A 26,221-nucleotide genomic window follows, 5' to 3' on the forward strand; every position below is an offset into this window, starting at 1 on the left:
GCTTACCGGGTCTGCTATGAGATTAAGCCTTGGACTCAATTAATAATCAAAATCCACGCTATCAATGACTTTACCTGGGTTCATCAAACCTAGGGGGTCAAGTGCGCGCTTAATTTTGCGCATCACAGCGATCTCAACCTCGTCTTTGTAGTCAGGTAGCATATCCTTTTTGAGCTGACCGATACCATGCTCAGCACTGATTGAACCATCGTAGTCAACCACACTATCAAAAACGATTTTAAAGGCCTCTTCCTGCTTCGATAAAAAGCCCTCTTCTTCGCCAACCGGGGCACCGATATTATAATGTAAATTACCGTCACCTAAATGACCGAAAATAATGTGTCGCACGCCTGGGTACCATGACTGTAAGGCTGTATTGGTATCATCCACAAAAGGCGCAATTCTGGAGATAGGTACTGAAATATCGTTTTTAATCCCTTGACCTACCATGGCTTCAGCCAAAGGAATACTCTCACGCAAATGCCACAAATCATGCGCCTGCTGTAAGGACTCGGCTAAAACTGCATCCTGAATAATATCGTCCTCTAAGGCTTGCTCTAACACACGGTGGAAAATCTCGCGTGCCTGCTCCTCACTATCGCTGTCGGCAATATGAATTAAAGCATACCAAGGATAATCCAAACTCAATGGCAAGGACTGCTCAGGGAAGCACTCATTCACAATTTTCAGACAATAGTCCGACATCAACTCAAAGCCCTCCAAGCGTGAGGCAAAGCCTTTGCGTGAATAGTTCAGCATATATAAGGCATCTTCCAAGGACTCAAAGGCAACTAAGGCAGTGCACTCGGCAGCCGGCTGTGGATACAGCTTTAAGGTCGCCGCCGTAATAATACCTAAGGTACCCTCGCTACCGATGTATAAATTGCGTAAGTCGTAACCGGTATTATCCTTGCGTAAGCCCTTAAGACCATTCAAAATATCGCCTTCGGGTGTCACCACCTCAAGACCTAAGGCTAAATCGCGGGCATTACCATAGCGTAGCACCTGGGTGCCACCAGCATTGGTAGCAAGATTACCACCGATAGTGCAACTCCCCTCGGCGGCCAAGCTTAACGGGAATAAACGCTCATGCTTAGCGGCGGCCTCCTGTACCTGTTGCAAAATACAACCCGCCTGTACCGTGATGGTATCGTTAACCGTGTCGACGTTAAGAATATGGTTTAGACGAGTCATCAAAATCAGCACCGCATCGCCTTTGTTACTCGGGGTGGCACCGCCGCAAAGGCCTGTATTACCACCCTGTGTCACCATCGGCACTTCATAACGAGCGCATAGCTTAACAACATCAGCCACTTCCTGCGTATTAGCCGGACGAACCACCGCTTGGGCACGACCCTTGTAGCGATTACGCCAATCGCTTAAATATGGCGCCGCTTCCTCACCCTCTAATACGTGCTCGGCGCCGACGATACTAACTAAATCATTGATTAAACTCATTATGAAACCTAAATAATAGATGAAATGCGGACATATCCTAATGTACTGGTATTATACTTCTTTAACTGTTTAATGTACTGTACTTCATGCAAAGGTGATTTTGTGACACAATTTCTCGAGCTCCCGCCACAAGTCTATAAAGCCTATGATATTCGCGGCATTGTGCCCAGCGAATTAAATGCCCCGTTTGCGCAGTTACTAGGGCGCGCCTTGGCACAACGCGCACTGACACTGGGCATTCATGAGGCCGTGGTGGGCTATGATGGCCGGCACAGCAGTCCCGAACTCGCAGCGGCACTCACGGCAGGCATGCGTGCTGAGGGTATCAATACGCTGGATATCGGCATGGTGCCTACGCCGATGGTTTATTATCAGGCAGCTGAGCATGCCATCGGCCTAGCGGTTGCCATTACCGGCAGTCATAATCCGCCCGCCTACAATGGTTTTAAAATCATGCTAGACGGCAAGGCCATTTACGGCGAAGATATTTCCTCACTGCATAGAGAGATGCAGGCCTTAAGCGGTACAGCAAGTGCAGCGGAGCGTACACCCGAGGCGCAGGGCCAAGCCACTGCAGAGAATGTGATCGAAGCGTATATTGCCCGTATTAGCCGTGATGTCAAATTAGCCCGCCCCATGAAAATCGTTATTGATTGTGGTAATGGCGTAGGTGCGGTGTCGGCCACCAAGCTTTTTCAAGCCTTGGGCTGTGAAGTTGATGAACTCTATTGTGAGGTCGATGGTAGCTTTCCTAATCACCACCCCGATCCAGCCGATCCAAACAACTTACAAGCGATTATCAAGCATCTACAAAATACCGATTGTGAGCTTGGCTTAGCCTTTGACGGGGATGCCGACCGCTTGGGTGTGGTCACTAAAAGCGGTGAGATTATCTGGCCCGATCGCCAATTAATTCTCTTTTTAAGAGATGTATTAAAGCGCGTTCCTGGCAGCACCATTATTTATGATGTGAAATGCAGTCGGCATGTCGGTGAAGCGATTAAAGCTGCCGGCGGTAAGCCTTTAATGTGGAAGACCGGTCACTCGTTGGTCAAAGCAAAAATGGCCGAAATCGGCAGCCCCTTAGCCGGTGAAATGAGTGGTCATATCTTCTTTAAAGAGCGTTGGTACGGCTTTGATGACGGTCTATATGCGGGCGCTCGTTTATTAGAAATTCTCTCCCAAGTCGAGGATCCGAATGGCACCCTAGCAGCACTACCGCAGGATCTTTCCACACCGGAACTAAAGCTAGCCATGCAAGAAGGCGAGCCACATGCCTTGATTGAACGACTACAGCGTGAGGGCCAATTCCCTAGCGCACTCAGTACCAATCAAATCGATGGCGTACGCGCAGAATATGCTGACGGCTTTGGCTTAGCACGTGCTTCCAATACTACCCCGGTGGTGGTACTACGCTTTGAGGCACAGAATGAGGAGGCGTTAAGACGTATTAAAGCAGAGTTTAGAGCAGCTATTTTAGCAATTAGACCGCAGAGTGAATTGCCATTCTAAGCCAATAGATTAAGCAAGTAGTGCCTGATAAAGGGCTACTTGCTTATTTGCGATCAGCTTTTCGTCAAACTCCTCCAAAGCCAATTGATGACCGGCACGCCCCATGGATTGACGTAATTCCTCATCGTCTGCCAATTTCAACACCGCCTCATAGAGTGCTTCAGCATCACACACTTCCACTAAAAAACCGGTGACGCCGCTCTCGATGGCATCTCGACAACCCGGCACATCAGTCGTCACCACCGCCCTACCGCAGGCAGCAGCTTCAACTAAGGACTTTGGTAAGCCCTCGCGATAGGAGGGCAAGGTCACAATGTGAGATTGACTATACAGCTCAGCGATATCCTCCACCTCACCTAAATAGCGAATCTCACGCTGCCATTGGGCCAGCTCCTGCTCGCTAATAGAGGCAGGATTACCAGGATCGGGACTCCCCGCTAATTGCCAAATAATATCATCACGCCCTTGGGCCTTAGCAAGACGCGCTGCACTTACAAACTCCCTAACCCCTTTATCTCGTAGTAAGCGTGCTGCCATCGTCACCACGATAGGTGGGGCCGGGGGTTCCGGCAAGTATTGATAATGATTTAAATCCGCCCCCGAACCACGGATTAATACTAATTGCTCATCCTTAAGCTGTGTCATCGATTGCAAGGTGGCTTTATCCGTTGTATTTTGCACAATAATGCGACTATTCGGGTGCGCTAGCGCTAAACGATAGAGTTGACGTGTAATCAAGCTAACCACATTCAATTGGCTGCGCTCACCGGTAAATAAAAAACCCATGCCGGAGACCGCATAGACCACCGCCTTGATGCCAGCTAAACGAGCGGCAATGCCACCGTAAAGCAGCGGCTTAATCGTTACCAAATGCACTAAATCCGGTTGTACCCGCTTAAACATTCGATAAAGCGCCCAGATACTCGCTAACTCAATCACGGGGTTCATGCCACTACGACGCATTGGGAATACCACATGCTCAAAGCCATGCGCTTTAATCGTGGCTACTGCCGGACCATCCATGGTGGCAATCACCACCTGGTAACCTTGCGCCTTAGCGGCTAGTGCAACATTTAAACGGTGGGAGAGAAAAAATGCTGGGTTATTGACCACCATAAGTATTTTTTGCATACGTACCGTTCCCTTATTTGTCTATGGCTTCACGCCAAACTGCTTCATAGGCTTGAACCATTTTGGGTAGACTGAAATTATCCAATACCCGTTGACGGCATTGCCGCTTAAACTGAGCGGCTTCAGCACCGGTTAAAAACGTCAGTGCTTGATCAATGCCTTGCGCTAGGGCAGCCGCATCCTGTGGTGGCACGACCCAACCTACCTCCCCTACAATAAAGGCGGCATCGCCTACATTGGTGACCACATTTGGCACTTCACAAGCCATGGCTTCGGCCACCACATTGGGAAAACCCTCGGCCAAGCTCGCTAATACATGCAGATCTAAAATAGGCATTAAGGCAGGCACATCATCCCGCCGTCCGAGCAGCAACACCTGCTGCCCCACCACTAATTGAGCCTCAGCCAAGAGCGCCATGAGCTCTGCATTACTGCTATCCAAGCCCTCACCGATAAGCAATAATTTAAGACCTGGACGCTGTGCTTGCAAGCGTGCCATCGCTTGAATCAAATTGGCATGATTTTTTAATGGATTCCAACGAGCCACAAAGCCGATCACCTCATCCTCAATGGCCAGACCCAACTGCTCTCGCATGGCCTTTTTATGTGCAGGGCTTGCTGGCTGCCAACGACTAAGATCATAGCCATTAGGAATCACACGAATTTTAGCAGCTTGATAACCCCAGGCACGATGCCGCTGTGCTGCCAACTCGGCACAGACCACAATCAAACGGGGAATCAAATACGAAGTCCAAGCAAAATAGCGGGCTAAAATATAGGAGGAACGGCTACTGCTGGCTAGATTATCGCCGGAGTTACGCACCCCCCAAAGCACCGTCCTAATACCCGCCAAACGCGCTGCCAAACCACCCACCATATCGGCATGATACATCCAGCATTGCACCACATCGGGAGCTAACTGCTTTAAGGTCTTGCGTAGGCGCATAAAATCGCCGATGGACATTTTGCCGGGTGGCATGTTTAAGCAATGCAATTCAATACCCGCTGCCCGCAGTGCGGGGCCAATCACCCCCTCATCCTGCATACTAAGCACACAATGCTGATCTTTTTTAGCATGAGTCACCAAGCGCTGCAGCACCGTTTCTGCGCCACCATGGCCTAAACCACTGATTAAATGCAACACCTTTAAACCCTTAGGCGCTGGGCTTTGCGCAGTCACACTGGACTTAATCCCTAAGGTTTGAAACAAGGCCTCCCAATGCTGCAAAATGCGTTCAGTGGCGTATTCCTTAAGCACATAGGCTTGACCCTCTGCCGCCAAACGTTGCCTAAGCGTATCATTTGCCAGCAACTTTCTTAAGGCATCAATAAATGCCGCCTGCGTGCTGTGATCATAGTGCCCTGCACGGTTCTTGGAGAATGGCACTAATAGGGCCAAGTTACCCCCTTGGCTAACCTCGGCTGGACCATAGGGGCAATCAATGGCAATCGAGGCTAAGCCATTCGCCATGGCCTCTAATAACACATTAGGAAAGCCTTCACGCTCAGAAGCCATTACAAAGGCATCAGCAGCACGCATACATTGCCAGGGCGTTTTGGTCGCTCCCTTTAATAGCACTTGATTTGATAAGCCTAGCTCATCAATCTGCGCTTGCAAGGATTCCGCTAAGGGACCTGAGCCATAAATATGCAATTGCCAATCGGTAAAATCCTTGGCCACTGCCGCAAAGCAATTGATTAAAAAAGCGTATTGCTTAATCGGCACCAAGCGCCCCATCGCCAATAATACCTTAGGCGGCGACTGAGCTGCTTCCGACCTTGCTTGAGCGCTTGCGCTTGCACTTAATTCCGCCACCAAAGCATCAGATAGCGGATTAGCAATGGTCGGCACCTGCTTAATGGCGGGATTTAACGCTGCATAATCGCTAGCGGCAGCCTGCGTTTGTAGCATCACCGCAGCCGCTTTGGGATAAAGCACTTTTCTAAGCTTTCTCAATATCAGTGGCAAATGGCTTTCTGATAAGGGATCGGTGCGTTCACAAACAATGACCGGTTGTGTTAGGCCGAGCGTCGCTAGCAGCGCCGTGACATTGACATTTGTTAAAAAAGAAACGACCACATCCGCTTGCCATTGTTTAAGCAAACGACGCAGCACCAAGGGCTTAAGCAAACGAGCCAGTAGCTTGGACTGAGGTAGGTCTTGGGCCAGCCAATGCAAATCAATACGCTCATCAAGGGGGTAAAAAGACTGACCGGTGCCTTGCGCAAAACAAGGCACAATTCGTACCTCATGACCTAGACGCACCCAATTATTCGCCAAGGTGGCCACCACCCGTTCGGCGCCACCGACGTTCATTGAGCTGATCAGTATAAGGATTTTTCTGCCGGCTACTGCGGCGTCAAGTGGCTGCATTGGATGGCCTTTTAGCGTTTATCTTGTAAGACGTCTTGGAAGAGCTTATGCCACATACCGCTAATGCGGCGCATACTATAGCGGTCACGCATATCTACCGCACGCCGAGCATAATCCTCCATGCGTTGAGGGTCTCGAATCAAGCTGACAATGCTGTCTTTTAGTGCATCAACGGACTCGGTTTGCGACACCAAATAGCCGTCAATATCATGGCGAATTAATTCGCGTGGACCCACATCACAGTCATAAGCCACGCAAGGCAAACCACAGGACATCGCCTCTTGCAGACTATTTGATAAACCCTCGGAGCGCGAGCTCAGCACAAATAAATCAGCTTGACTATACCACCACTGCATATTACCAACACGCCCTACTAAAAAGACACGTTGTTGCAGACCAGCACGCTCAATTTGTTGCGCTAAACTATCACGCTCTGGCCCCTCACCTAAAATCAATAAATCCCACTGGGGATAGGCGTCAGCAAACTTAGCAAAGCTATTAATCAATAAATCAAAGCCTTTGACGGGCTGCAGCCTACCGACGGCTAAGAGCCATTTTTTACCCTCCCCCTTGGGTATTTGCACTCTAGGTTCATGCTGCTCCAGAGGCCATTGCACCGCATTTGGAATTACGCAAAAGGAGGCTTTGGGAATCTCTTTTTTTAAATAATCGGCAGTCGCTTGGGTTAAGGTAACAACGCGCGCAGCTTTAGGATAAAAAAATCGTCTGAGACGCTGCCAATGCTTTGACAGCTTTTGAAAAGGTGGATAAGCATGCTCCGTCACAATCACCTGACAAGGTAAGCCCATCGCCGCTATCACCGCAAAGATCGACCCGGATGTCATAAAAGACACCAAGAGATCTGGACGATAACGCTTAAGCTCACGACGTAGGCGTCGAATCTGCGTCAAATGCGCAAACAAACCAGTCCTACCGAAAGTATCCAAACTGACGCGCTGCACGCGCGCATCCAATGGGTAAACATCGGTGGCGGGATCCGCTTGCGTCAATACAATCACCTCATAGCCATCGTACGCCCAACGCCTAGCCAACTCAACAGCGACACGCTCCGCTCCCCCACCACGCAACGAGGGAATATATAGCAGAATGCGACTATGTAATTGATTCCTTAACATAAAACCTATTGAAACTTAAGCACGCCCATCGTAATTTTAAGTAATTTGTCCCAGCTTGGCTATCACAATACCGATCCGTTTCAGATTTTCACAAATCCTGGCTTAATCACCGTCACTGCCACAAAATAACAGCAAAAAGATAGTAAATACATCATGGCTGTGGCCAACATAATACCCTCAGCACCCATGATAGGAGCTAAGTAGAAACTTAATACCGCTTTAAGTGCGAAATTTGCCACGGCGATGGCTGCCATCAAGGTATAGCGATTTTGACTGGCCATCAATTGAACTAAAATCAACACGCCAAAATAAAAAGGGAGTTGTAATAAGCCATAACGCATGACGGAGGTGACAGTAGCAGTATTGTCCGCACTAAAGGCACCACGTTGAAAGAGTAATTGCACCAAGTAAGGACTCAATAACCACAGCACTAGCACCGCCAACACGCCAAGCCCCATCATCCCCAAGGCCCATTTCAGGGCCATTGAACGCGCTTTGGTATACTCACCTTGTGCCTGTACATCGGCCAATACCGGCAAAGCGGCACGCCCCACTGAGGCTGCCCCCAAGCCGATAATTAACGATAGCACCCGTGCCGCATAACCCAAAGTGGCATTCGCATTATCACCGAGTTTTGCGGCAATCATTTGATCCAAGGGTCCCACAAAGCTCATGGCGACCTGCCCGATTAACATCACACCGGCAGCACTAATCACCGCCGCCCAATACGGTGACGATAGACTAATCGAGGGCTTAAACCAAGCGCGATGCGGTTCAGCCCGCGCGGCTAATATTTGTAAAACGAATGCCTGCACCAGATAGCCTAATAAGGTACCCCATAACAGAGGCACCACTGAGGTATCGCCTGGACTCAGTAAAATCCACAACAAAATAAAGAGCGCAGGCAAACTATCTAATAAAGTATTAATATGTTTTTCACGCGCTCTTAAGCGGGACATACTGAGGCCAATCAGCAGAATCAGAATCACCGTGGGGGCAAAGCCATAAATCATGCGTTGACTCAAGGCCTTGGTCTCCGCACTAAAGCCCTCGGCCGCATGCGTTAGCACCCATGGCCATAAGTAAAAAGTCAAGCCGCTTAGCAACACCCCGAGCAGCAATAAGATGCCCTCACATTGGGAAATAAAGCGATGCTGCTCTGCTTCAACATCATGCCGCAACTTCACAAAGCTAGGAATTAGCACCATCGAAAAAACGCCCACCAAGGTGCTCGGCAACCAGGTACTCATGGTCATGGTGAACTGGTAGGCATCGACCACATCACTCACCCCATAGCGATTTGCCACCGCCATTTCTTTGAGCGCACCCGCTATTTTCCCGATAAACAAGAAAAAAGCCACCCGCAAAGCGCCTTTGGCAATTCGCAGGTGGTCTCCGTCCAGAGCTTTAAGACGCTTAGACAACACGACTTACTTCAGAAAATTGATATACCACGGCATAGCCTCAGCCAAGCCCTCTCGAATACTATGCGTTGGCTGATAACCCAGTTGCTGAGTGATTTTAGAGATATCGGCTTGGGAATGTCGCACATCACCTGCTCTAAAGTCCTGGTGAATAGGCGCTTGCTCATAAGCAATGCCATTTTCCTGCAACAGCTCCTGTAAAAAGCCAAAAAGCTCATTGAGTGAGGTACGGTGATTTAGGGCCACGTTATACACTTCAAAACCAGAGTCTGGCATCTGCAAGGAGCTGAGAATATTTGCCTGCACCGTATTATCGATATAGCAAAAGTCGCGACTGGTTTCGCCATCGCCATTAATCACCACTGGCTCACCGTGGATCATCGCCGCCGTCCACTTAGGAATCACGGCCGCATATGCGCCGTCCGGCGTTTGACGCTTACCGAAGACGTTAAAATAACGCAAACCAATGGATTTAAAACCATAACTCATGGCAAAAACACGGGCGTATAATTCATTGACATACTTAGTCACCGCATAAGGCGACAAGGGATTACCAATGATCGGCTCCTGCTTAGGGAGCGCCGGATGATCACCATAGGTCGAGCTAGAGGCTGCAAAAACAAAGGACTGTACCCCCTCATCACGCGCCGCCACCATCATATTTAAGGCACCGTCAATATTGACCGCATTGCTTGTGAGCGGGTCATTTAAGGAGCGCGGCACCGAGCCTAAGGCTGCCTGATGAGAGACATAATCCACGCCCTTGACCGCTTCACGACACGTCGCCAAATCACGTATATCGCCCTCAATAAAGCGAAAACCCGCCCACTGTTCAGGCGTCACCTGAGCTTGCACTTCATCAAGATTATGCTGAAAGCCGGTGGAAAAATTATCCACACCCACGACTTTTTGCTGATGCTTTAATAAAAACTCCAATAGATTGGAGCCGATAAAACCAGCACAACCCGTAACCAACCATGTTTTGGGTTGGGCTAGGAGTTGTTGCTTGACTGCTTCAAATTTAGTACTCATAACGATGTTAAAAATAAATTAAGCAAACCCACAAAGACTACAGACGCAAATCAGTCTCAGACTCATCAAAGAGATATTTGAGATCGTACAGTACATGCTCAGGTTTACCGGTGGCGTGGATTTTAGCTGCCCCCATCGCTTTAAATTGATGATGCCCCACCGCCAGTATGATCGCATCATACACGCCCTCTGCTAGGCTTTGAATGGGTTTAATACCGTATTCACGCTCACACTCTTCTGGATCTACCCATGGATCATAGACATCAACGTTAATATTGTATTCGGCCAGTTCATGAATAATATCCACTACCCGTGTGTTACGCAGATCCGGGCAATTTTCCTTAAAAGTCAAACCCATGACTAAGACGCGAGAATCTTGCACCTGAATTCGCTTTTTTGTCATGGCTTTAATCAGCTGAGCCACAACATAGGTACCCATGCTGTCATTTAAACGACGACCCGCCAACACAATCTCGGGATGATAACCAATAGACTGCGCTTTATGGGTTAAATAATAGGGGTCCACACCAATACAATGACCACCCACCAAACCCGGACGGAATGGCAAGAAGTTCCACTTGGTGCCGGCAGCTTTTAGCACGGCTTCCGTATCAATGCCCATACGATTAAAAATGATCGCTAATTCATTAATTAAGGCAATATTGACATCACGTTGTGTGTTCTCAATCACTTTGGCCGCTTCAGCCACCTTAATACTCGGTGCCTGATGCGTACCGGCGGTGATAATTTGCTGATACAACTGATCAACTAAGGCTGCCACCTCGGGCGTAGAGCCTGAAGTCACCTTCACAATATTGCTAACGCGACGCTCCTTATCACCTGGATTAATACGCTCCGGACTATAGCCGGCAAAAAAATCCTGATTAAACTTAAGACCAGAAAACTGCTCTAGCACTGGCACACAATCATCCTCAGTCGCCCCGGGGTAAACCGTGGATTCATAAATCACAATATCACCCCGCTGCAAGACCTTAGCCAACATCTCCGAGGCCTTAATTAAGGGGGTCAAATCAGGACGCTTATACGCATCAATCGGTGTTGGTACCGTCACAATATATACATTAGCCTCGCGTAATTCCTCAGGATCGTGGGCATAACGCAAATGCGTTGCTGCTGCCAAATCCTCGGACCCGACTTCAAGCGTATGATCATGACCGCCTTGTAATTCCTCAACGCGCTGACGGTTAATATCAAAACCAATCACCGAACGCTTTTTACCAAACTCCACGGCCAGTGGCAAACCCACATAGCCTAGACCAATCACTGCAAGTTTAATATCTTCCAACTTCAAGGCAAACTCCTAACAACACAATAATACATATCATTTATCTGCGACTAAACACAGAGGGTAATAACAACCAACGCGGACAACGCCAGTTCACTAAACGCGAGTACAGCCACAAATATAGCACTGAGAACACAAACATAGACAAGCATAGGAACCATGCCTGATCCCAGAAAATCGTGGCGGGTACTAAACCAATCAAACACAGTACCCACAAATAAGGTGAGGTTAAGGCATTACATAAGGCCGGTACACTGTCGCGACTATCACGACTGAAGGTCACTCTCACTAAGCGGCGGAAAATTAATTGATGTAAATGCAAGGCATCCGGTTGATCTACCCGCACTTTACGGATAAAGCGACGACGCCAAATCGAAAACATGGTTTCAAAAACCGGATAAAACAGCACCGCAATGGCATAAAAAGGTGATACCGAAGGATTGCGCGCTACTAATTGCACCGCCAACTCAGCCAACATAAAGCCGATAAAATAAGCGCCACCATCGCCTAAAAAGACGCGCCCGAAGGGAAAATTCCACACCAAAAAGCCCATCACCGCAGAAGCCATGGCTAAAGCGATGACAAAAATTGCCGTATCATTGACCTGATAGGCTACTAAGGCCAGTGAAATGGCAATTAAGCAAGAGACCATGCCGGCAAGACCATTCATCCCATCAATTAAATTCATGGCATGGGTACAGCCACCGACCGCTACCATAGTAAAGAGTAAAGATACCGGCCAAAAACTAAGCACCCAATCAAGCCATTCAAAGCCTACACGGGAGACGCCACCAAAAAACCACCAGGCAATGGCAGCCGATGCAAAGGCTGCTAATAAACGCTTACCCGCACCGATGTCCTTGGTAATATCCTCTAAAATACCTGCCACAAATACCGGCATGGCAGCCACAAATAGCGCTGGCCAAAACCAATTGAGCGTAGTATTGTCCGGCCTCCCTAAAACCAACAAGCCCGCCAAGGTCCCCGCAAACACGGCTAAGCCACCAATACGCGGCGTGGACCGTACATGCGAGGCCTGTGGCTTATTCAGATCAGAGTCACCAGTAAAGCGCCCATGCCAACGCTCGGAGGCGATAATCAAACCGCCCACCGAAAAAGCCACAATACAAATCAAAAGATATTGCCAAGCTTCTGTCACTACGTTCTACTATAAAAAGAATGAATTAGTTGAAAAAGGCACTTAAGTAAGTCATTTGCACTGACGCCCACTTAATGCCTCTACCCTGTGTGCTGCAAGTCTAACAGCTGAGGGAGTATTAAGGTATTAAAAGATATTGTAATTTGCAACAACGATGAATTGTTATTTATTGGACATGTTCAGCCATTGTTGATAAAAACAGACGTTTGGTCAGCCGTCCTTACATCGACTGAGCATTAGGGCGACAAATTTTTTGCAAAAAAAAACCCGGAATCAAAAGATTCCGGGCAAATCCACCAAAGGAGGAGGGTGGAGGAGACATCTGCATAAACTAAAGTCTGAGTTAGTAAGGAGAAAACTAATCAAACTCCAGTTTAAATCACTGCGAGCTATAGGACAAACCCTAATAACCCGACAACAATTAAATATTAACAAAGTTTTTGTTGCGTTGCAAGAAAAAACTAATGAAAACCCTAGGTGTACGATGTGATTGTTGTATTTTTGACATTTTTCAAAAAAACTTCAATACAACAACAAACCCATACCCTGGAGCCGCTAATTTTTAGCCCTCTTTTAGCCATCAAATAACCCATTAGCGCTACTAAAACGGCATAATGTTAGATACGATTGAATCTTAAGAATAGCTATAAGGAAATCAGATTATGCAATGTTCTGTCGAATGGAATGGTCCCGAGGGTATGTTATTTGTTTGCCAAACCGGTAGTGGTCATACCTTAACCGTGGATGGACCGCCCGAGGGCGGCGGTAATAATCTGGCCCCTCGCCCCATGGAGACCTTGCTAAGCGGCGCCGGTGCCTGCTCAGCCTATGATGTGGTGATGATTTTACAACGCAGCCGCAAGGATATTCGCCGTTGTCGTTTAAATATCACCTCGGAACGTGCTGAAACAGATCCCAAGGTATTTACCAAAATTCACTTCGAATTTATCGTCAGCGGTCGCGACTTGCAGGACAAAGTGGTCGAACGCGCCATTAATCTAAGCCATGAAAAGTATTGTTCCGCCGTGGCCATGCTAAATAAAACCGCTGAAATTACACATTCCTATCGGATTGAGGAAGTTTAAGTAATGAGTTCACAGGATATTTTCACTAGCAATCAGGCAGCTCGCTCTGATCAGTATGAGCAAATGATGCGCTTTGTCTTTGACCATGGTGTTGACAAGTCGGATCGCACAGGCACCGGCACACGCTCACATTTTGGCTATCAGATGCGCTTTGATTTACAACAGGGCTTTCCGCTCGTTACTACAAAAAAAATCCACTTGCGCAGCGTGATTTATGAATTACTATGGTTTTTACGTGGTGATTCTAATATTCGTTGGTTACAGGAGCATGGGGTAACGATTTGGGATGAATGGGCTGATGCAGCGGGGGAATTGGGTCCCGTTTATGGAGTCCAATGGCGCAGTTGGCCAACACCAGACGGTGGCAGCATCGATCAAATTGCACAGTTAATGGCGCAGCTCAAAAGCAATCCTGACTCACGCCGTCATATTGTGGCGGCATGGAACGTGGCAAATATCGATGAGATGAAGTTACCGCCCTGTCACTGCTTATTTCAATTCTATGTGGCAGAAGGCAAGCTGTCTTGTCAACTGTATCAACGCAGCGCCGATATTTTCCTAGGCGTGCCTTTTAATATTGCGAGCTACTCACTACTCACCCATATGATTGCTCAGCAATGTGGCTTAGAGGTCGGTGAATTTATCTGGACTGGGGGCGATACCCATATTTACTCCAACCATTTTGAGCAGGTCAAGGAGCAATTATCGCGTGAACCCTACCCCTACCCTCAATTAAAGATTTTGCGCAAACCTGACTCAATTTTCGAGTATCGCTTTGAAGATTTTGAGTTTGAAAACTATCAGCACCATCCACATATCAAGGCGCCAGTGGCGGTATAAAATAGCGCTTTACAAAGGAATTAAGCATGTCAAGTATTAATATTATTGTGGCTTATTCAAAAAATAATATCATTGGTCTGCAGGGACAAATGCCTTGGCACATCCCTGCGGATTTAGCCTATTTTAAAAAGACCACCATGGGTGCGCCGATTATTATGGGCCGTATCACCTGGGAGTCCTTAGGGCGCCCCCTTCCAGGGCGTTTGAATATTGTGATTAGCCGTGATGCCAGCTATATCGCCGAAGGCGCTGAACTCGTTGCTGATCTCGACGCTGCCATTGCCCTAGCCAAAGAAAAAGCACCAGCGCAGGATATTTTTATTATCGGCGGTGGGCAGATTTATGCCGAAGCGCTGGCAGCTGATGTGGTTAATAAAGTCTATGCCACTGAAATTCACAATAAGATTGAGGGTGATACCGCCTTTCCAGCACTAGATAAAAACACTTGGAAGGAAGTTAGCCGTAGCCCCCAACCTATTGACAATAATTATGATTTTGACTTTGTTGTGTATGAGCGTGTGTGATTTTAATTTGGAGGGATGGTTAAAAATGAGCAGATTTTCTTGGCAAATACCTGAGTATTACAATATTGCTGTCGACACGTGTGATAAATGGGCCGACGGTAGTGGACGATTAGCACTAATAGAAGAAGTTGCTGGTGAGACCAAGCACTACAGTTTTGATCAACTGCGTGATTTTTCTAATCAATTTGCCAATGCACTTAAAGCGGCTGGCGTAAAAAAAGGCGATCGTGTTGGTATTTTATTAACTCAGGGTTTGGCAACCGGCATTGCTCATTTAGCGACTTATAAGTTAGGTGCTATTGCCGTTCCGCTATTTGCTTTGTTCGGCTTGGATGCGCTTAGTTTTAGAATCGCTCATGCCGGAATTACTACCCTAATTACCGATCAGGGCGGCTTAGATAAAATCAATACGATACGTAGTGAAATTCCTTGTTTAAAAAATATTTTTAATATCAATCAAGAGTATAGCGATGAAAAGGCTCTTTCGTTCTGGTCTGAGCTTAATGCTCAACCACTAACTTTTGAAGTCGCAAATACCCTCGCCGAAGATCCTGCTATCATTATTTTCACTTCAGGCACTACCGGTAAACCAAAGGGTGCCTGCCATGCACACAGGGTGTTACTCGGTCATTTACCTGGCGTTGAAACTTCCCACAACAATGAGATGGATAGTGATGATACCATTTTCTGGACACCCGCAGACTGGGCTTGGATTGGTGGACTATTAGATTTGCTTTTGCCGGCATGGCATCACGGACGCCCTGTAGTTGCCTCTCGCGCCTCTAAATTCAACGCAGAAGATGCTTTTAGTTTAATGAACAAACATCAAATCACCCATACTTTTTTACCACCAACTGCGCTTAAAATGCTGCGATTTTTAGAAAAACCACAGCAAAGGTGGTCACAATTAAAGTTACGTTCAATCGCTAGTGGTGGTGAAACACTCGGGAAAGAACTACTTGACTGGGGCCGAGACAATTTAAATCTCATAATCAATGAGTTTTATGGTCAAACCGAGTGCAATATGATTGTTTCTAGTTGTGCGAAAAAGTTTGCCCCTAAGTCCGGCAGTATGGGTAAAGCTGTACCCGGCCATCATGTTACGATTATCAACTCCGCAGGTGAGCCCGTCGCTGCGGGTGAAGAAGGTGATATTGCTGTCTTAAAACCTGACCCAGTGATGTTCCTCTACTATTGGAACGACCCTGAAGCCACTAAGCAAAAATTTAATGGTGAATATCTACTCACCGGTGATCGTGGCGTGATGGATGAAGACTCTTATTTCTTTTTTATAGGGCGCGATGATGATGTAATTACTAGCGCTGGATACCGTATCGGCCCTGGTCCAATTGAAGACGGACTACTAAGTCACCCTGCTATCAGTATGGCGGCGGTTATCGGTATCCCGGATCCAGATCGCACAGAGATTGTCACAGCATTTGTTGTACTAAAAGAAGGCTATGTAGCAAGCGAGCAGCTTAAAAAGGATTTACAGGACCACGTACGTACTCGGGTCGCAGCACACGAATATCCGCGACAAATTCATTTTTTGGATGAACTGCCAATGACGACTACGGGCAAAATCATCCGTAAAGAATTACGTAATTTAAAAGCATAGTCCTAACTATCTTTTTCTAATCTGGCAAAAATAGCGGCGAGCTCAGCCGCAGCTAAATGCATATCATCTAAATAGCTGAGCAGTTCATCCATTGATTTTCTGACAGTGGGTGCATGAGTAAAAATCGTTGCGAAGGGTGTTTTATCACCATTAGGTACAGGTACAGAGCATGCCACCATACCAGGGATAAACTCTTCATTATCCACCCCATAGCCATTTTTATTCGTGTGTTTCAGACAGTTAATCAGTTCATCCTTATCGATAATTGTGTTTTTTGTCAAAACACGTATTGGCATACTATCAATAATTTTTTTTTGCTGTGCTACCGACATATAGGACAAAAGCAGCTTACCACTAGCACTAGCCCATATTGGTATTCGATGACCCTCAGGTATATTAATTTGCAAAGGCCAATTGGATAACACCCTATCCATATAAACAATCTCTAAATCCTGGATAAATGCAATCCCCACCGTTTCCTGAATTTTATTGCTGAGTTTTTGCAAAACAGCTTGACGCTCTGTTTTATAAATAAAATTACTTTTTAGTAAACTCATCATCAACTTATGAGTTCGATGACCACAAATCACCCCACCTTGCACATCTAAGGTTAAAAAACCTTCTTCTTGTAATTGATTGACAAGGCGGTGAATACTGGGTTTAGGAATATCCAATTCTAAAGCAAGTTCGGCCGGGCTGACTGGACGAGGAGCCTCAGCAACCATCTCTATAATCTGCATTACCCGTTCAACACTAGAACCCTTTTTTCTTTTCACCGAGGCGACCCCTTGCATCAACGCTGTCGTTAAAAACCTAGAATAACCCCTAGATCTATTCCTAACATAATTACCATAAAATACAATTATAACGATACAAATCGTATCACTATAAAAAATAAAAACCAACCAAATTTAATATCTTACTCTATCCTTTAGGAGACTAAGTATGGCTAATACCATTATCCTGCCGCGTATTATGGAAGTAGGCAAAAACGCTTGTGAGAGATTACCTGCAATTATGGAATCCCTTGGAGTTTCGAAGCCTTTGATTGTAACAGACAAGATGATGGTACAACTTGGCTACGTTAAAAGAATACAAACCGTTTTGGATGCTCAACAATTTACTACCGAAGTCTTTGACGACACCATCCCAGAGCCAACTGACACCTCAATTATGGGTGGTGTTAACATATTAAAAAACGGTGATTTTGACTGCCTGATTGCCTTGGGCGGCGGTAGCCCCATAGACAGCGCCAAAGCAATCGGCATTTTAGGAAAGTTCGGGGGCGTGATAGGTGACTACAAATTTCCACGCATAGTAAACGAAGAAAATCTGCCTATTATTGCTATTCCAACCACAGCGGGCACTGGATCTGAAGCGACAAAGTTCACAATTATCACAGATGAAGCAAACAATGAGAAGTTGCTTTGCGTTGGCATTGCATTTATGCCGATTGCCACAATTATTGATTACAGCTTAACACTCAGTGTACCACCACGTACAACAGCCGACACAGGTATTGACGCAATGTGCCATGCGATTGAGGCATATGTCAGTCAAAAACGTAATGCCTTTAGCGATCAGCAATGTCTTGCCGCTTTGCGCTTAATTGGCCCCAATATTAAAAGAGCCTATCACAATGGTAATGATGAACAAGCGCGTGAAAAAATGATGTTAGGTTCAACCCTAGCTGGTATTGCCTTCAGCAATTCATCCGTAGCTTTAGTGCATGGTATGAGTCGTCCTATTGGTGCTTTTTTTCATGTACCTCATGGACTTTCTAATGCAATGTTACTCCCCTCAGTCACTGAGTTCTCAATACCATTGGCCGCAACACGTTATGCAGAATGTGCCTTGGCTTTAGGTGTTGCCAATGAGGACGATGGAGTTGCTCAAGCCAATGCAAAACTAATTGAATTTCTGAAGGATTTAAATCAAGAACTACAAGTGCCCACCTTAGCTGAGTTCGGCGTAGAAAAAACAAAGTTTGATTGCGTAGTAGAAACAATGGTTGAACAGGCTTTTGCATCAGGTTCGCCTAATAACAACCCACGCATACCATCCAAAGAGGAAATGCTGAACTTATACCATGGACTATGGTAAGCGGTTCCAATGACTTATAAATACTTAATGTAATCAAAGAGAAGTCAATGCAAAAAGTAGGTCATTATATAAACGGCCAAGTAATAACTGATGGTGAGAGAAGCCAGCCAGTATATAACCCGGCAAAAGGGATTATCAGCAGAGAAGTTCTGCTTGGCAATACTAAAACTATTGATCAAGCTGTAGCAGCCGCTAAAGTTGCTTTTCCAACGTGGAGCAAAACCACGCCCATACAAAGAGCGCGTATCATGTTTAAGTATAAGGAACTTCTTGAGCATCACGCAGATGAAATTTGTCATTTAATCGGCGAGGAACACGGAAAAATTGTCCATGACGCTCGCGGCGAATTACAGCGCGCTATTGAAAACGTTGAGTTTGCTTGCGGCATCCCTGAACTACTTAAGGGTGAGCACAGCCGCAATGTAGGTTCTGAAATTGATTCTTGGAGTCAATTCCACCCGCTCGGTGTTGTTGCTGGCATCACACCATTTAACCTCCCGGTGATGGTTCCACTATGGATGTTCCCACTAGCAATTGCTTGCGGCAATACTTTCGTTTTAAAACCATCTGAACGAGATCCAAGTGCCACCCTATTTGTTGTTGAGTTAATGAAAAAGGCTGGACTACCTGACGGTGTACTTAACTTAGTCAACGGTAGCAAAGAAACGGTTGATGCTTTACTAGAACATAGAGATGTAGAGGCTATCAGCTTTGTAGGCTCCACACCCATCGCCGAATATATTTACAGTAAAGCTACTGCTCATGGCAAGCGCTGTCAAGCCTTGGGCGGTGCTAAAAACCACGCAATTGTGATGCCTGATGCCGATTTAGACAATGTCGTTAACTCATTATTGGGTGCGGCTTTCGGCTCATCCGGTGAACGTTGTATGGCACTTTCAGTCGCGGTTGCTGTCGGCGACGAAATTGCCGACAAAATGATTGCTCAGTTGAGTGCAGCAATTGAGAAACTGAAAGTCGGCGCCTACCACGACGCCAGCAATGATTTTGGGCCGGTTATCACAGCTGAGCACAAAGACAAAGTTATCGCTCATATACGCAGTTGTGTTGAGCAAGGTGCAACTCTTGTTGTTGACGGCACTGATACCAAGCCTGAAGGGTATGAGAATGGTTTTTTTGTTGGCGCCACGCTTTTGGACCATGTCACTAAAGATATGGATAGCTATAAAGCTGAGATATTTGGTCCCGTATTACAAGTGATGCGTGTTAGCTCAATGGAAGAAGCCATGGAACTAATTAATCAGCATGAATACGGAAACGGCACTTGTATTTATACTCGTGACGGTGAAGCAGCTCGATATTTTAGTGACAATATTAAGGTAGGCATGGTTGGTATTAATATCCCCTTGCCAGTACCCGTTGCTTATCAAAGTTTCGGCGGATGGAAACGCTCTTTATTCGGCGATTTATTTATGTACGGGTCAGATGGTGTACGCTTCTTTACTCGTCGTAAAACCATCACACAACGTTGGCCGAGTGCATCAGTTCGTGAAGGGGTTCAGTTTTCAATGCCAACACTGTAGTCTGAACTTAGTCTTAACAATAAAGCACCTAAATAGGTGCTTTATTGTTATGTATGAAAAGACCAACCTTTAAAAATTACTTCGATGCGCAAGCCTTGATTTTCTCTAAATCTGGACCCTCAATACTACGACCTAAATTAAAAGGCTTAGACATTTCACGCCAATCTTTATAGTCATGAAGATACTCTATCTGACTTGCGTAGACTTTAGCAGCATCAGGGTTACTGCAAGCAACGTTAACCATCACTTCGTTAGTTACTTTCTGAATAGCTTCTAAGTCTTCTTCACTAAAGCGATGGATTTCTACACCTGCTTTCTGGAAGGTACGAACACCCTTAAGTGCTTGTTTTTCTGAATTAGTGATACCCCACATCATCGTGGCTTGAGCTGCAATCTTAAGCTTTTCCTGAGTAGCAGGACTTAAAGCATCCCAAGCCTTTTTATTGATCATCACGCCAAAAACAGAAGCCGATTGGTGCCAACCTGGGGTAGTCCAATGCTTAGTCACCTGATGTAAGCCAGCAGACACATCAACATTAGGGGTTGAGAATTCAGCGCCATCAATTACGCCTCGTTCTAGTGATTGATAAAGCTCCTGACCCGCCATAGAAACTTGGGTACCACCAATCTTTTCAAGCACTTGACCTTGTTCTAGGCCAGATAAGCGTAAACGCTTACCTTTAATTTCGTCGATATTACGAACAGGATCAACTGTATGGAAGCCTGATTCATTATTGGTGACATTAAATGGCAGATACACCATACCATACTTGCCGAAAATTTCATTATACATTTCGGCACCGCCCCACTCATTAATCCAGTTAGCATAATCCATTGCATTAAACAAACTGGAGTGCGTTGCTAAAGGAGAAAATGCGGGGTTACGACCAGCCCAATAACCCGGCCAATCTGCACCTGCTTCAATAGTGCCTGATTCTACCGCACTAAAAACCTCACCACTTGGCACTAGCGAGCCACCCTCAAAGAATTCAATTTGTAATTCATCGCCGGCAAGCTTATTAACTAATTCCACCCATTTCTTATCAGTTTCAATCAACTCAATAGAAGCTGGCCATGTACTGGTCATCGTCCACTTTTTTGGTGCTGCCTGTGCTAAACCCATGCCACCCAAAATAGCAGTTCCTACTAATACGTGTACTGTTTTTTTAATTAATGACATTTTGTCTCCTTATCTTATAAATTAATTCCCATATAACACTTGAGGTAACCAAGTAATTAAACCTGGGAAAATAGCGCATAAAATACACATTAAAATAACGATGAAAATGAAAGGAATAACCCCCTTAACAATTTCAATCGTTTGGATCGATTTAGGCGTTATTGCCCGTAAATAAAACAAAGCGTAACCAAATGGTGGCGTTAGGAAAGAAGTCTGAAGAAGCACTGCTACCAACACAACAAACCATAAAATGCTAATACCCATTTCTTGAACTAAAGGTAACAAGATCGGGAAAGATAAAAGCACGATACCGGTCCAATCAAGGAAACAACCCAAGACAAAAACGACAAATAACATCACAATAATCAAAGCCCAAGGTGCCATATCCAGACTTCGCATCAATTCCTGCACTGCACTTAAACCGCCCGTGATATTAAATACCCCGGTAAAAGCAGCCGCTCCTACCACAATAAATAAAATCATTGCAGAGGTACGACCTGTCTCATAAAGCGCACTCAAAAACATCCGCCAGCGAAACTTTCCGCGAAGTACCACAAAAATAAACGACAGCAAACAACCAATGGCAGAAGCCTCGGTGGCCGTTGCAACACCTAGAAGCATTGAGCCCAAAATACCCAAAATCAACAAAATAGGTGGCACGGCTTCAATAATAAGCATCTTCGTCAATTCAGCACGACTAATTTTCTCTTCAGGCTCCACAGACGGCGCACTGGCTGGGTCACGCCAAGCAACAAACACCACCCATGCGGCATATAACAGACCTAGTAAAAGACCAGGAATCAATGCCCCGGCAAACAACTCACCAATAGATAAAGGTGAATAACTGGCCATTAAAATCAGCATAATTGACGGTGGGATTAAAATACCTAAACAACCAGAAGCCGCAATCACACCCGTTGTAAGTCGCGGGCTATAGCCGTAATTAAGCATTGGACGCAATGCCATCATACCAGTGACAGTAATTGATGCGCCTATAATTCCAGTCGTTGCTGCCAACAGCATGGATAAAAACACAACAGCCAAAGCCAAGCCCCCACGCACGCGTGAAAGCAAATGACGTAGGGCTTCAAACATCTTATCTGTGACTTCTGAATCCGATAAAAATCGTGCCATTAAAATAAACAAAGGGATGGCAATTAAGGTATAGTTATCAAGCACGTCACCATAAATACGGTTGATCACAATACCCAAGACCATCGGCTTGCCAGCAATAAACGCCCCCAATACCGCAACACCGCCCAAGACAAAAGCTAGGGGGTGCCCCATAAATAAACCTACCAAAAGTAGGCCACCCATAATTAATGCAATATATTCACCTGACATGAGCTATACATCCTTTTTAAACAGCAGGCGAAGCACTTCAGCCACTCCTTGCAAAAGCAACAGAGCAGCGGCAACAACCATCGAAATTTTTAGTGGATAAATGGGCAATTGCACAGCACCATAAGTAGTTTCTGCCTGTGCTACTGAACGCATAGCAAACTCATAACTGCGAGTTAAGAATATCCAACTAAAAGGAAAGAAAAAGATAAGGTATCCAGCAATGTCTACCCATTTCTGCGCTCTTCTTGATAAATGCTGGACCAGAAGATCTACACGCACATGAGCCTGGTGCTTTAGGGCATAAGCACCCAACATCATAAAATAAAAACCGTAAAGCTGCTTTGTAACATCAAATGACCATCGGGTGGGTTGATGTAAGGCGTAACGCATAAACACTTCATAGATAATGATGACTGCAAAAATAATGGCTATGAAAGACACTATTTTCCCAATCACCTCATTTATCACATCAATAATTCGTATGATCATGGGCCCCCTTTATGTGTACATTCCAATATATAGTAATAGACAGTAACTAACTGTACATCGCCTTCCAACTGCTCGCAAGCTAGTACTTATCCCTGTTTTACATCATTGCTTTAGTACAAATAAAAATTCGCCGTCCGAACCGAGGTCGTGACGACGAACTAATAAATTTACAAAATTAAAAAGCCACCCAACTTTCTCCTTTATTCATCATTTTTGTCGAGACAGCTTTTCATTACCCTACGAATCAATGAGTTAGTATCAAATAGAACTGTTTTTTATGGTGTCTGATAAACTATTAGCCCACCCCCTCAAGCAAAAAGACGCTCATGCTTTTCACGCAGCCGTTGCCGGTCCGCATCAAATACTAGCGCCTTTTCAGCGCGCTCAAGCGCCACCTCCGCCACCTCTTTTGCGGCATGACGCACACCAGATTCAGGCGCATGCTGGGCAATGCCTGCCAACACCTTTTGCATCACCAAATTCACTTCAAGCATATGCCCACCATCGCGCATTAAAGGCAAGAAAGCATCCACCAACCATTCTTGATAGTCAATAGCGACAATCGATAAGCGATCGAAGCCTGAGTCCGAGGCCTGTGCTTCATCTGTCTCTACCTCCTCAATCAGTAAAGACATCAAATCATACATCACTTGAATCGCTGTACCCGGATCGTTAACGGCGGGTGACAAAGCGCGCTGCCCCGCCTCGCTCATTACTAAAAAGCCCCATGCCGGATCCTGCTCAAAACTGCGCGCCACATCCACCACAAAACAACTCCTCATATTGGCTAGCGCCTGCTCACTATCATCATTCGACCTGAATTGCACTAAGGCCAACACCGTACTAGGGAGAATCATTTCTCCCGGGCGCACCATAATATGCAAATAGCAGTCACTATCTTCAGCCTTTTTTTGTAAACCGGCTAAATCAATATGGGTTAAAAAACCGCTCTTGTTGTGCCTCAGCGCTTTTGCCCTGTCATCCACGGTGCCTTGCCAAGTCGCGCCTAAGTTGGGTCGTAGACGCACTTCACGCAAGGGCTTTTGCGTAGCGGCTTTAATCTTACTCAGCGTATTCGCTAAACGCCCCAATAACGATAAAGTATGCACCCAACGAATCAGCGTAATGATCAAATACAGCAATACAAATAATGTGGCAATAAATAAGGCAAAACGACCATTTTGTCCATAGTAGCCCAGTCCCAACGCAACTCTGGCAATAATGGCATAAATAAAAGCCGAAATAAAACTAGCAATTGCCATCCGTGTATTATCATCACTCATGACCAATTCGGTGGCACGCGGTGTAGCACCATTGGAGGCGGAGGAAAAAGCCGACACCATAATGGATAAAGAAAAGGTACTGACCGCCAACATACTGGAAGCAATCACATCCAATAAGCTCTGCAGGGTATCTAAATCAATGTCCGGCAAAAAGCTTGGTGGCACAAATACATTGACCCAAGCAGCGGCAGCGGCAATCAACAACGCCAACAAGGCACCGGCCGTTGGCATTAACCATAACTGATTGCCAGGTTTACGCAAATTAACTATCAATCGGTAAAACATAGCGATAACATAAAATAAAGCTTGGGCTAATAAGCGGGCACGCTGCGCCTAGCCATTAGCCCAAAACAACTACTCCACGTGCTCTTCCGCTTGCTTCAGAGTCGCTTCTGCTACACAGCGCCAGTCATAACCGGAAGGTGCCTGGAAAATACGCAATCCGAAGACATGAGCAACAGCAAAAATATGATCGAAAATATCGCTTTGAATCGTTTCATACTCGCCCCAGGCGGTGGTATTGGTAAAGCAGTAGACCTCCAACGGCACCCCTTCAGCGGTGGCTGCCATCTGTCGCACCATAATCGTCATATGCTGATGAATCCTCGGGTGCTGCTTTAAATAAGCCACAATATAAGCCCTAAAGGTGCCGATATTGGTTAAATGGCGCTGATCCAAAAAGCGTGCCATCCCCTCTGCAGCAAGCTCCTTATTGTGCTCGGAAATTTCTTTACTTTTAGCAACTAAGTACTGCGCTAAGCGACGACTGCCGCTCATTTTTTGCAACTCCTCAGCATCGATAAAACGAATGCTATTAATATCAATACACACTTGACGCTTAATACGGCGACCACCCGACTCCTGCATGCCGCGCCAGTTTTTAAAGGAATCAGAAATCAAAGCAGAGGTTGGAATGGTGGTGACCGTTTTATCAAAGTTTTGCACCTTTACCGTGGTTAAACCGATTTCCACCACATCCCCATCCGCATTGTACTTGGGCATTTCAAGCCAGTCCCCTACTCTGAGCATGTTATTAGCTGATAACTGAATACCTGCCACAAAACCCATAATCGGACTCTGGAACACCAACATCAACACCGCCGTCATCGCACCGAAACCACTGATCACAATGCCCGGCGATTGCCCCATCAGCACGGAAATAATCAAAATAATGGTGATGACCGCAATCACTAATTTAAACGTTTGTTGAAAACCCTGTACCGGTAAGGCGTCCAACTTATGATTACGTCTTGCCATGCGCCCTAGTACATCAACAAAGGAGGCAATGGAAAGGGCCGAAAAGATCAGTATCAACACCCGTGCGACCATCATAATCAACCGTAGAAAATCATCCTGTGACTCAAGCAACAACTCGCTGAGCGCACGGAAGACCATAATCACCGTGGTTAAATACAGATAATGTAGGGTTTTTGACTGCCCTAAAATCGGTAAAAAGGAGCCTTTGGTCTTCTGTAAAAAACGACGAAAAATACGATCGACCAAGGTCTTAGCCGTAAAATAATAAACAACCGTGATAGTTAAAATACACAGAAGAAATACAATCTTGACGACTAGGGCGTTATCAGCTAGACCAATACTCTCCAGCACTCCAAGAATACTATCTCTCATAAAAAGCTCCCTTGAGACCTTTGCATAAAAACGGTTAAATACCGGATTTCTGT

Annotated in this window: 21 protein-coding genes; 7 read left to right on the top strand and 14 right to left on the bottom strand. The window is 46.0% G+C overall.

Annotation, left to right across the window (positions count from 1 at the left end):
- Window positions 1-39: 39 nt before the first annotated feature.
- On the bottom strand, window positions 40-1,458 hold the full coding sequence (locus HMPREF3179_RS05975) for an FAD-binding oxidoreductase (RefSeq protein ID WP_070470056.1): 1,419 nt from the start codon (window positions 1,456-1,458) through the stop codon (window positions 40-42).
- Window positions 1,459-1,530: 72 nt separating this feature from the next.
- Here HMPREF3179_RS05975 and HMPREF3179_RS05980 point away from each other — a divergent pair, with 72 nt between their 5' ends.
- The gene (locus HMPREF3179_RS05980; protein ID WP_070470058.1) at window positions 1,531-2,970 is read left to right on the top strand and encodes a phosphomannomutase/phosphoglucomutase; all 1,440 of its coding nucleotides are present in this window, start codon (window positions 1,531-1,533) and stop codon (window positions 2,968-2,970) included.
- Window positions 2,971-2,979: 9 nt separating this feature from the next.
- On the opposite strand, the gene HMPREF3179_RS05985 is transcribed toward HMPREF3179_RS05980, so the two are convergent.
- The 7 genes from HMPREF3179_RS05985 to HMPREF3179_RS06015 form a co-directional block, all read right to left on the bottom strand.
- Complete coding sequence (locus HMPREF3179_RS05985; protein WP_036558031.1) at window positions 2,980-4,101, bottom strand: glycosyltransferase family 4 protein; 1,122 nt, start codon at window positions 4,099-4,101, stop codon at window positions 2,980-2,982.
- Between the two features lie 13 nt (window positions 4,102-4,114).
- Window positions 4,115-6,475, bottom strand: a complete 2,361-nt coding sequence (locus HMPREF3179_RS11975) for a glycosyltransferase (RefSeq protein ID WP_083290704.1) — start codon at window positions 6,473-6,475, stop codon at window positions 4,115-4,117.
- Window positions 6,476-6,486: 11 nt separating this feature from the next.
- On the bottom strand, window positions 6,487-7,611 hold the full coding sequence (locus tag HMPREF3179_RS05995) for a glycosyltransferase family 4 protein (protein ID WP_070470060.1): 1,125 nt from the start codon (window positions 7,609-7,611) through the stop codon (window positions 6,487-6,489).
- Window positions 7,612-7,691: 80 nt separating this feature from the next.
- Window positions 7,692-9,038: a murein biosynthesis integral membrane protein MurJ gene (murJ, locus tag HMPREF3179_RS06000; RefSeq protein WP_048766778.1), complete on the bottom strand. Its 1,347-nt coding sequence runs from the start codon at window positions 9,036-9,038 to the stop codon at window positions 7,692-7,694.
- 3 nt (window positions 9,039-9,041) lie between these two features.
- Window positions 9,042-10,067 (bottom strand): SDR family oxidoreductase, encoded by a 1,026-nt coding sequence (locus tag HMPREF3179_RS06005; protein ID WP_070470062.1) that lies wholly within the window; start codon window positions 10,065-10,067, stop codon window positions 9,042-9,044.
- A 37-nt stretch (window positions 10,068-10,104) separates the two neighbouring features.
- Entirely contained in the window at window positions 10,105-11,379 is a 1,275-nt protein-coding gene (tviB, locus tag HMPREF3179_RS06010) for a Vi polysaccharide biosynthesis UDP-N-acetylglucosamine C-6 dehydrogenase TviB (protein WP_018025857.1), read from the bottom strand.
- A 34-nt stretch (window positions 11,380-11,413) separates the two neighbouring features.
- The gene (locus HMPREF3179_RS06015; protein WP_018025858.1) at window positions 11,414-12,532 is read right to left on the bottom strand and encodes an MraY family glycosyltransferase; all 1,119 of its coding nucleotides are present in this window, start codon (window positions 12,530-12,532) and stop codon (window positions 11,414-11,416) included.
- A 662-nt stretch (window positions 12,533-13,194) separates the two neighbouring features.
- On the opposite strand from HMPREF3179_RS06015, the gene HMPREF3179_RS06020 reads away from it, so the two are divergent.
- From HMPREF3179_RS06020 to HMPREF3179_RS06035, 4 genes are read left to right on the top strand one after another with little or no spacing between them, the layout of a single operon-like run.
- Window positions 13,195-13,617 (top strand): OsmC family protein, encoded by a 423-nt coding sequence (locus HMPREF3179_RS06020; protein WP_018025859.1) that lies wholly within the window; start codon window positions 13,195-13,197, stop codon window positions 13,615-13,617.
- Between the two features lie 3 nt (window positions 13,618-13,620).
- Window positions 13,621-14,457, top strand: coding sequence for a thymidylate synthase (locus HMPREF3179_RS06025; protein ID WP_018025860.1), 837 nt, complete (start codon window positions 13,621-13,623; stop codon window positions 14,455-14,457).
- Window positions 14,458-14,483: 26 nt separating this feature from the next.
- Window positions 14,484-14,981 (top strand): dihydrofolate reductase, encoded by a 498-nt coding sequence (locus HMPREF3179_RS06030; RefSeq protein WP_048766775.1) that lies wholly within the window; start codon window positions 14,484-14,486, stop codon window positions 14,979-14,981.
- Between the two features lie 25 nt (window positions 14,982-15,006).
- Window positions 15,007-16,599 carry an acyl-CoA synthetase gene (locus HMPREF3179_RS06035; protein ID WP_018025862.1) on the top strand — a complete coding sequence of 531 codons (1,593 nt, stop codon included), beginning with the start codon at window positions 15,007-15,009 and terminating at the stop codon, window positions 16,597-16,599.
- A 2-nt stretch (window positions 16,600-16,601) separates the two neighbouring features.
- On the opposite strand, the gene HMPREF3179_RS06040 is transcribed toward HMPREF3179_RS06035, so the two are convergent.
- A complete protein-coding gene (locus tag HMPREF3179_RS06040; protein WP_208854079.1) occupies window positions 16,602-17,375 on the bottom strand; it encodes an IclR family transcriptional regulator in 774 nt (257 codons plus the stop codon).
- A gap of 169 nt (window positions 17,376-17,544) precedes the next feature.
- Between HMPREF3179_RS06040 and HMPREF3179_RS06045 the strand changes: the two genes are divergently transcribed.
- Both HMPREF3179_RS06045 and HMPREF3179_RS06050 read left to right on the top strand, forming a co-directional pair.
- Window positions 17,545-18,702, top strand: a complete 1,158-nt coding sequence (locus HMPREF3179_RS06045; RefSeq protein ID WP_018025864.1) for an iron-containing alcohol dehydrogenase — start codon at window positions 17,545-17,547, stop codon at window positions 18,700-18,702.
- Window positions 18,703-18,749: 47 nt separating this feature from the next.
- A complete protein-coding gene (locus tag HMPREF3179_RS06050; protein ID WP_070470065.1) occupies window positions 18,750-20,243 on the top strand; it encodes a CoA-acylating methylmalonate-semialdehyde dehydrogenase in 1,494 nt (497 codons plus the stop codon).
- A 76-nt stretch (window positions 20,244-20,319) separates the two neighbouring features.
- Here HMPREF3179_RS06050 and dctP read toward each other — a convergent pair whose 3' ends face one another.
- From dctP to HMPREF3179_RS06075, 5 genes are all read right to left on the bottom strand, one after another.
- The gene (dctP, locus tag HMPREF3179_RS06055; RefSeq protein WP_018025866.1) at window positions 20,320-21,423 is read right to left on the bottom strand and encodes a TRAP transporter substrate-binding protein DctP; all 1,104 of its coding nucleotides are present in this window, start codon (window positions 21,421-21,423) and stop codon (window positions 20,320-20,322) included.
- A gap of 21 nt (window positions 21,424-21,444) precedes the next feature.
- Window positions 21,445-22,767: a TRAP transporter large permease gene (locus tag HMPREF3179_RS06060; RefSeq protein WP_070470068.1), complete on the bottom strand. Its 1,323-nt coding sequence runs from the start codon at window positions 22,765-22,767 to the stop codon at window positions 21,445-21,447.
- Between the two features lie 3 nt (window positions 22,768-22,770).
- Entirely contained in the window at window positions 22,771-23,256 is a 486-nt protein-coding gene (locus HMPREF3179_RS06065) for a TRAP transporter small permease subunit (RefSeq protein ID WP_018025868.1), read from the bottom strand.
- Window positions 23,257-23,564: 308 nt separating this feature from the next.
- On the bottom strand, window positions 23,565-24,824 hold the full coding sequence (locus HMPREF3179_RS06070; protein ID WP_048766769.1) for a DUF2254 domain-containing protein: 1,260 nt from the start codon (window positions 24,822-24,824) through the stop codon (window positions 23,565-23,567).
- Window positions 24,825-24,893: 69 nt separating this feature from the next.
- Window positions 24,894-26,168, bottom strand: coding sequence for a mechanosensitive ion channel family protein (locus HMPREF3179_RS06075; RefSeq protein WP_070470070.1), 1,275 nt, complete (start codon window positions 26,166-26,168; stop codon window positions 24,894-24,896).
- Window positions 26,169-26,221: the final 53 nt, after the last annotated feature.

Origin of the sequence: Oligella sp. HMSC09E12 (assembly GCF_001808505.1) — a bacterium.
Lineage (GTDB): Bacteria > Pseudomonadota > Gammaproteobacteria > Burkholderiales > Burkholderiaceae_B > Oligella > Oligella urethralis.

Coding starts and splice junctions, on each gene's coding strand:
- HMPREF3179_RS05975 (WP_070470056.1), bottom strand. CDS start 1,458: ATGAGTTTAATCAATGATTTAGTTAGTATCGTCGGCGCCGAGCACGTA.
- HMPREF3179_RS05980 (WP_070470058.1), top strand. CDS start 1,531: ATGTACTGTACTTCATGCAAAGGTGATTTTGTGACACAATTTCTCGAG.
- HMPREF3179_RS05985 (WP_036558031.1), bottom strand. CDS start 4,101: ATGCAAAAAATACTTATGGTGGTCAATAACCCAGCATTTTTTCTCTCC.
- HMPREF3179_RS11975 (WP_083290704.1), bottom strand. CDS start 6,475: ATGCAGCCACTTGACGCCGCAGTAGCCGGCAGAAAAATCCTTATACTG.
- HMPREF3179_RS05995 (WP_070470060.1), bottom strand. CDS start 7,611: ATGTTAAGGAATCAATTACATAGTCGCATTCTGCTATATATTCCCTCG.
- HMPREF3179_RS06005 (WP_070470062.1), bottom strand. CDS start 10,067: ATGAGTACTAAATTTGAAGCAGTCAAGCAACAACTCCTAGCCCAACCC.
- HMPREF3179_RS06020 (WP_018025859.1), top strand. CDS start 13,195: ATGCAATGTTCTGTCGAATGGAATGGTCCCGAGGGTATGTTATTTGTT.
- HMPREF3179_RS06025 (WP_018025860.1), top strand. CDS start 13,621: ATGAGTTCACAGGATATTTTCACTAGCAATCAGGCAGCTCGCTCTGAT.
- HMPREF3179_RS06030 (WP_048766775.1), top strand. CDS start 14,484: ATGTCAAGTATTAATATTATTGTGGCTTATTCAAAAAATAATATCATT.
- HMPREF3179_RS06035 (WP_018025862.1), top strand. CDS start 15,007: ATGAGCAGATTTTCTTGGCAAATACCTGAGTATTACAATATTGCTGTC.
- HMPREF3179_RS06045 (WP_018025864.1), top strand. CDS start 17,545: ATGGCTAATACCATTATCCTGCCGCGTATTATGGAAGTAGGCAAAAAC.
- HMPREF3179_RS06050 (WP_070470065.1), top strand. CDS start 18,750: ATGCAAAAAGTAGGTCATTATATAAACGGCCAAGTAATAACTGATGGT.
- dctP (WP_018025866.1), bottom strand. CDS start 21,423: ATGTCATTAATTAAAAAAACAGTACACGTATTAGTAGGAACTGCTATT.
- HMPREF3179_RS06060 (WP_070470068.1), bottom strand. CDS start 22,767: ATGTCAGGTGAATATATTGCATTAATTATGGGTGGCCTACTTTTGGTA.
- HMPREF3179_RS06065 (WP_018025868.1), bottom strand. CDS start 23,256: ATGATCATACGAATTATTGATGTGATAAATGAGGTGATTGGGAAAATA.
- HMPREF3179_RS06070 (WP_048766769.1), bottom strand. CDS start 24,824: ATGTTTTACCGATTGATAGTTAATTTGCGTAAACCTGGCAATCAGTTA.
- HMPREF3179_RS06075 (WP_070470070.1), bottom strand. CDS start 26,168: ATGAGAGATAGTATTCTTGGAGTGCTGGAGAGTATTGGTCTAGCTGAT.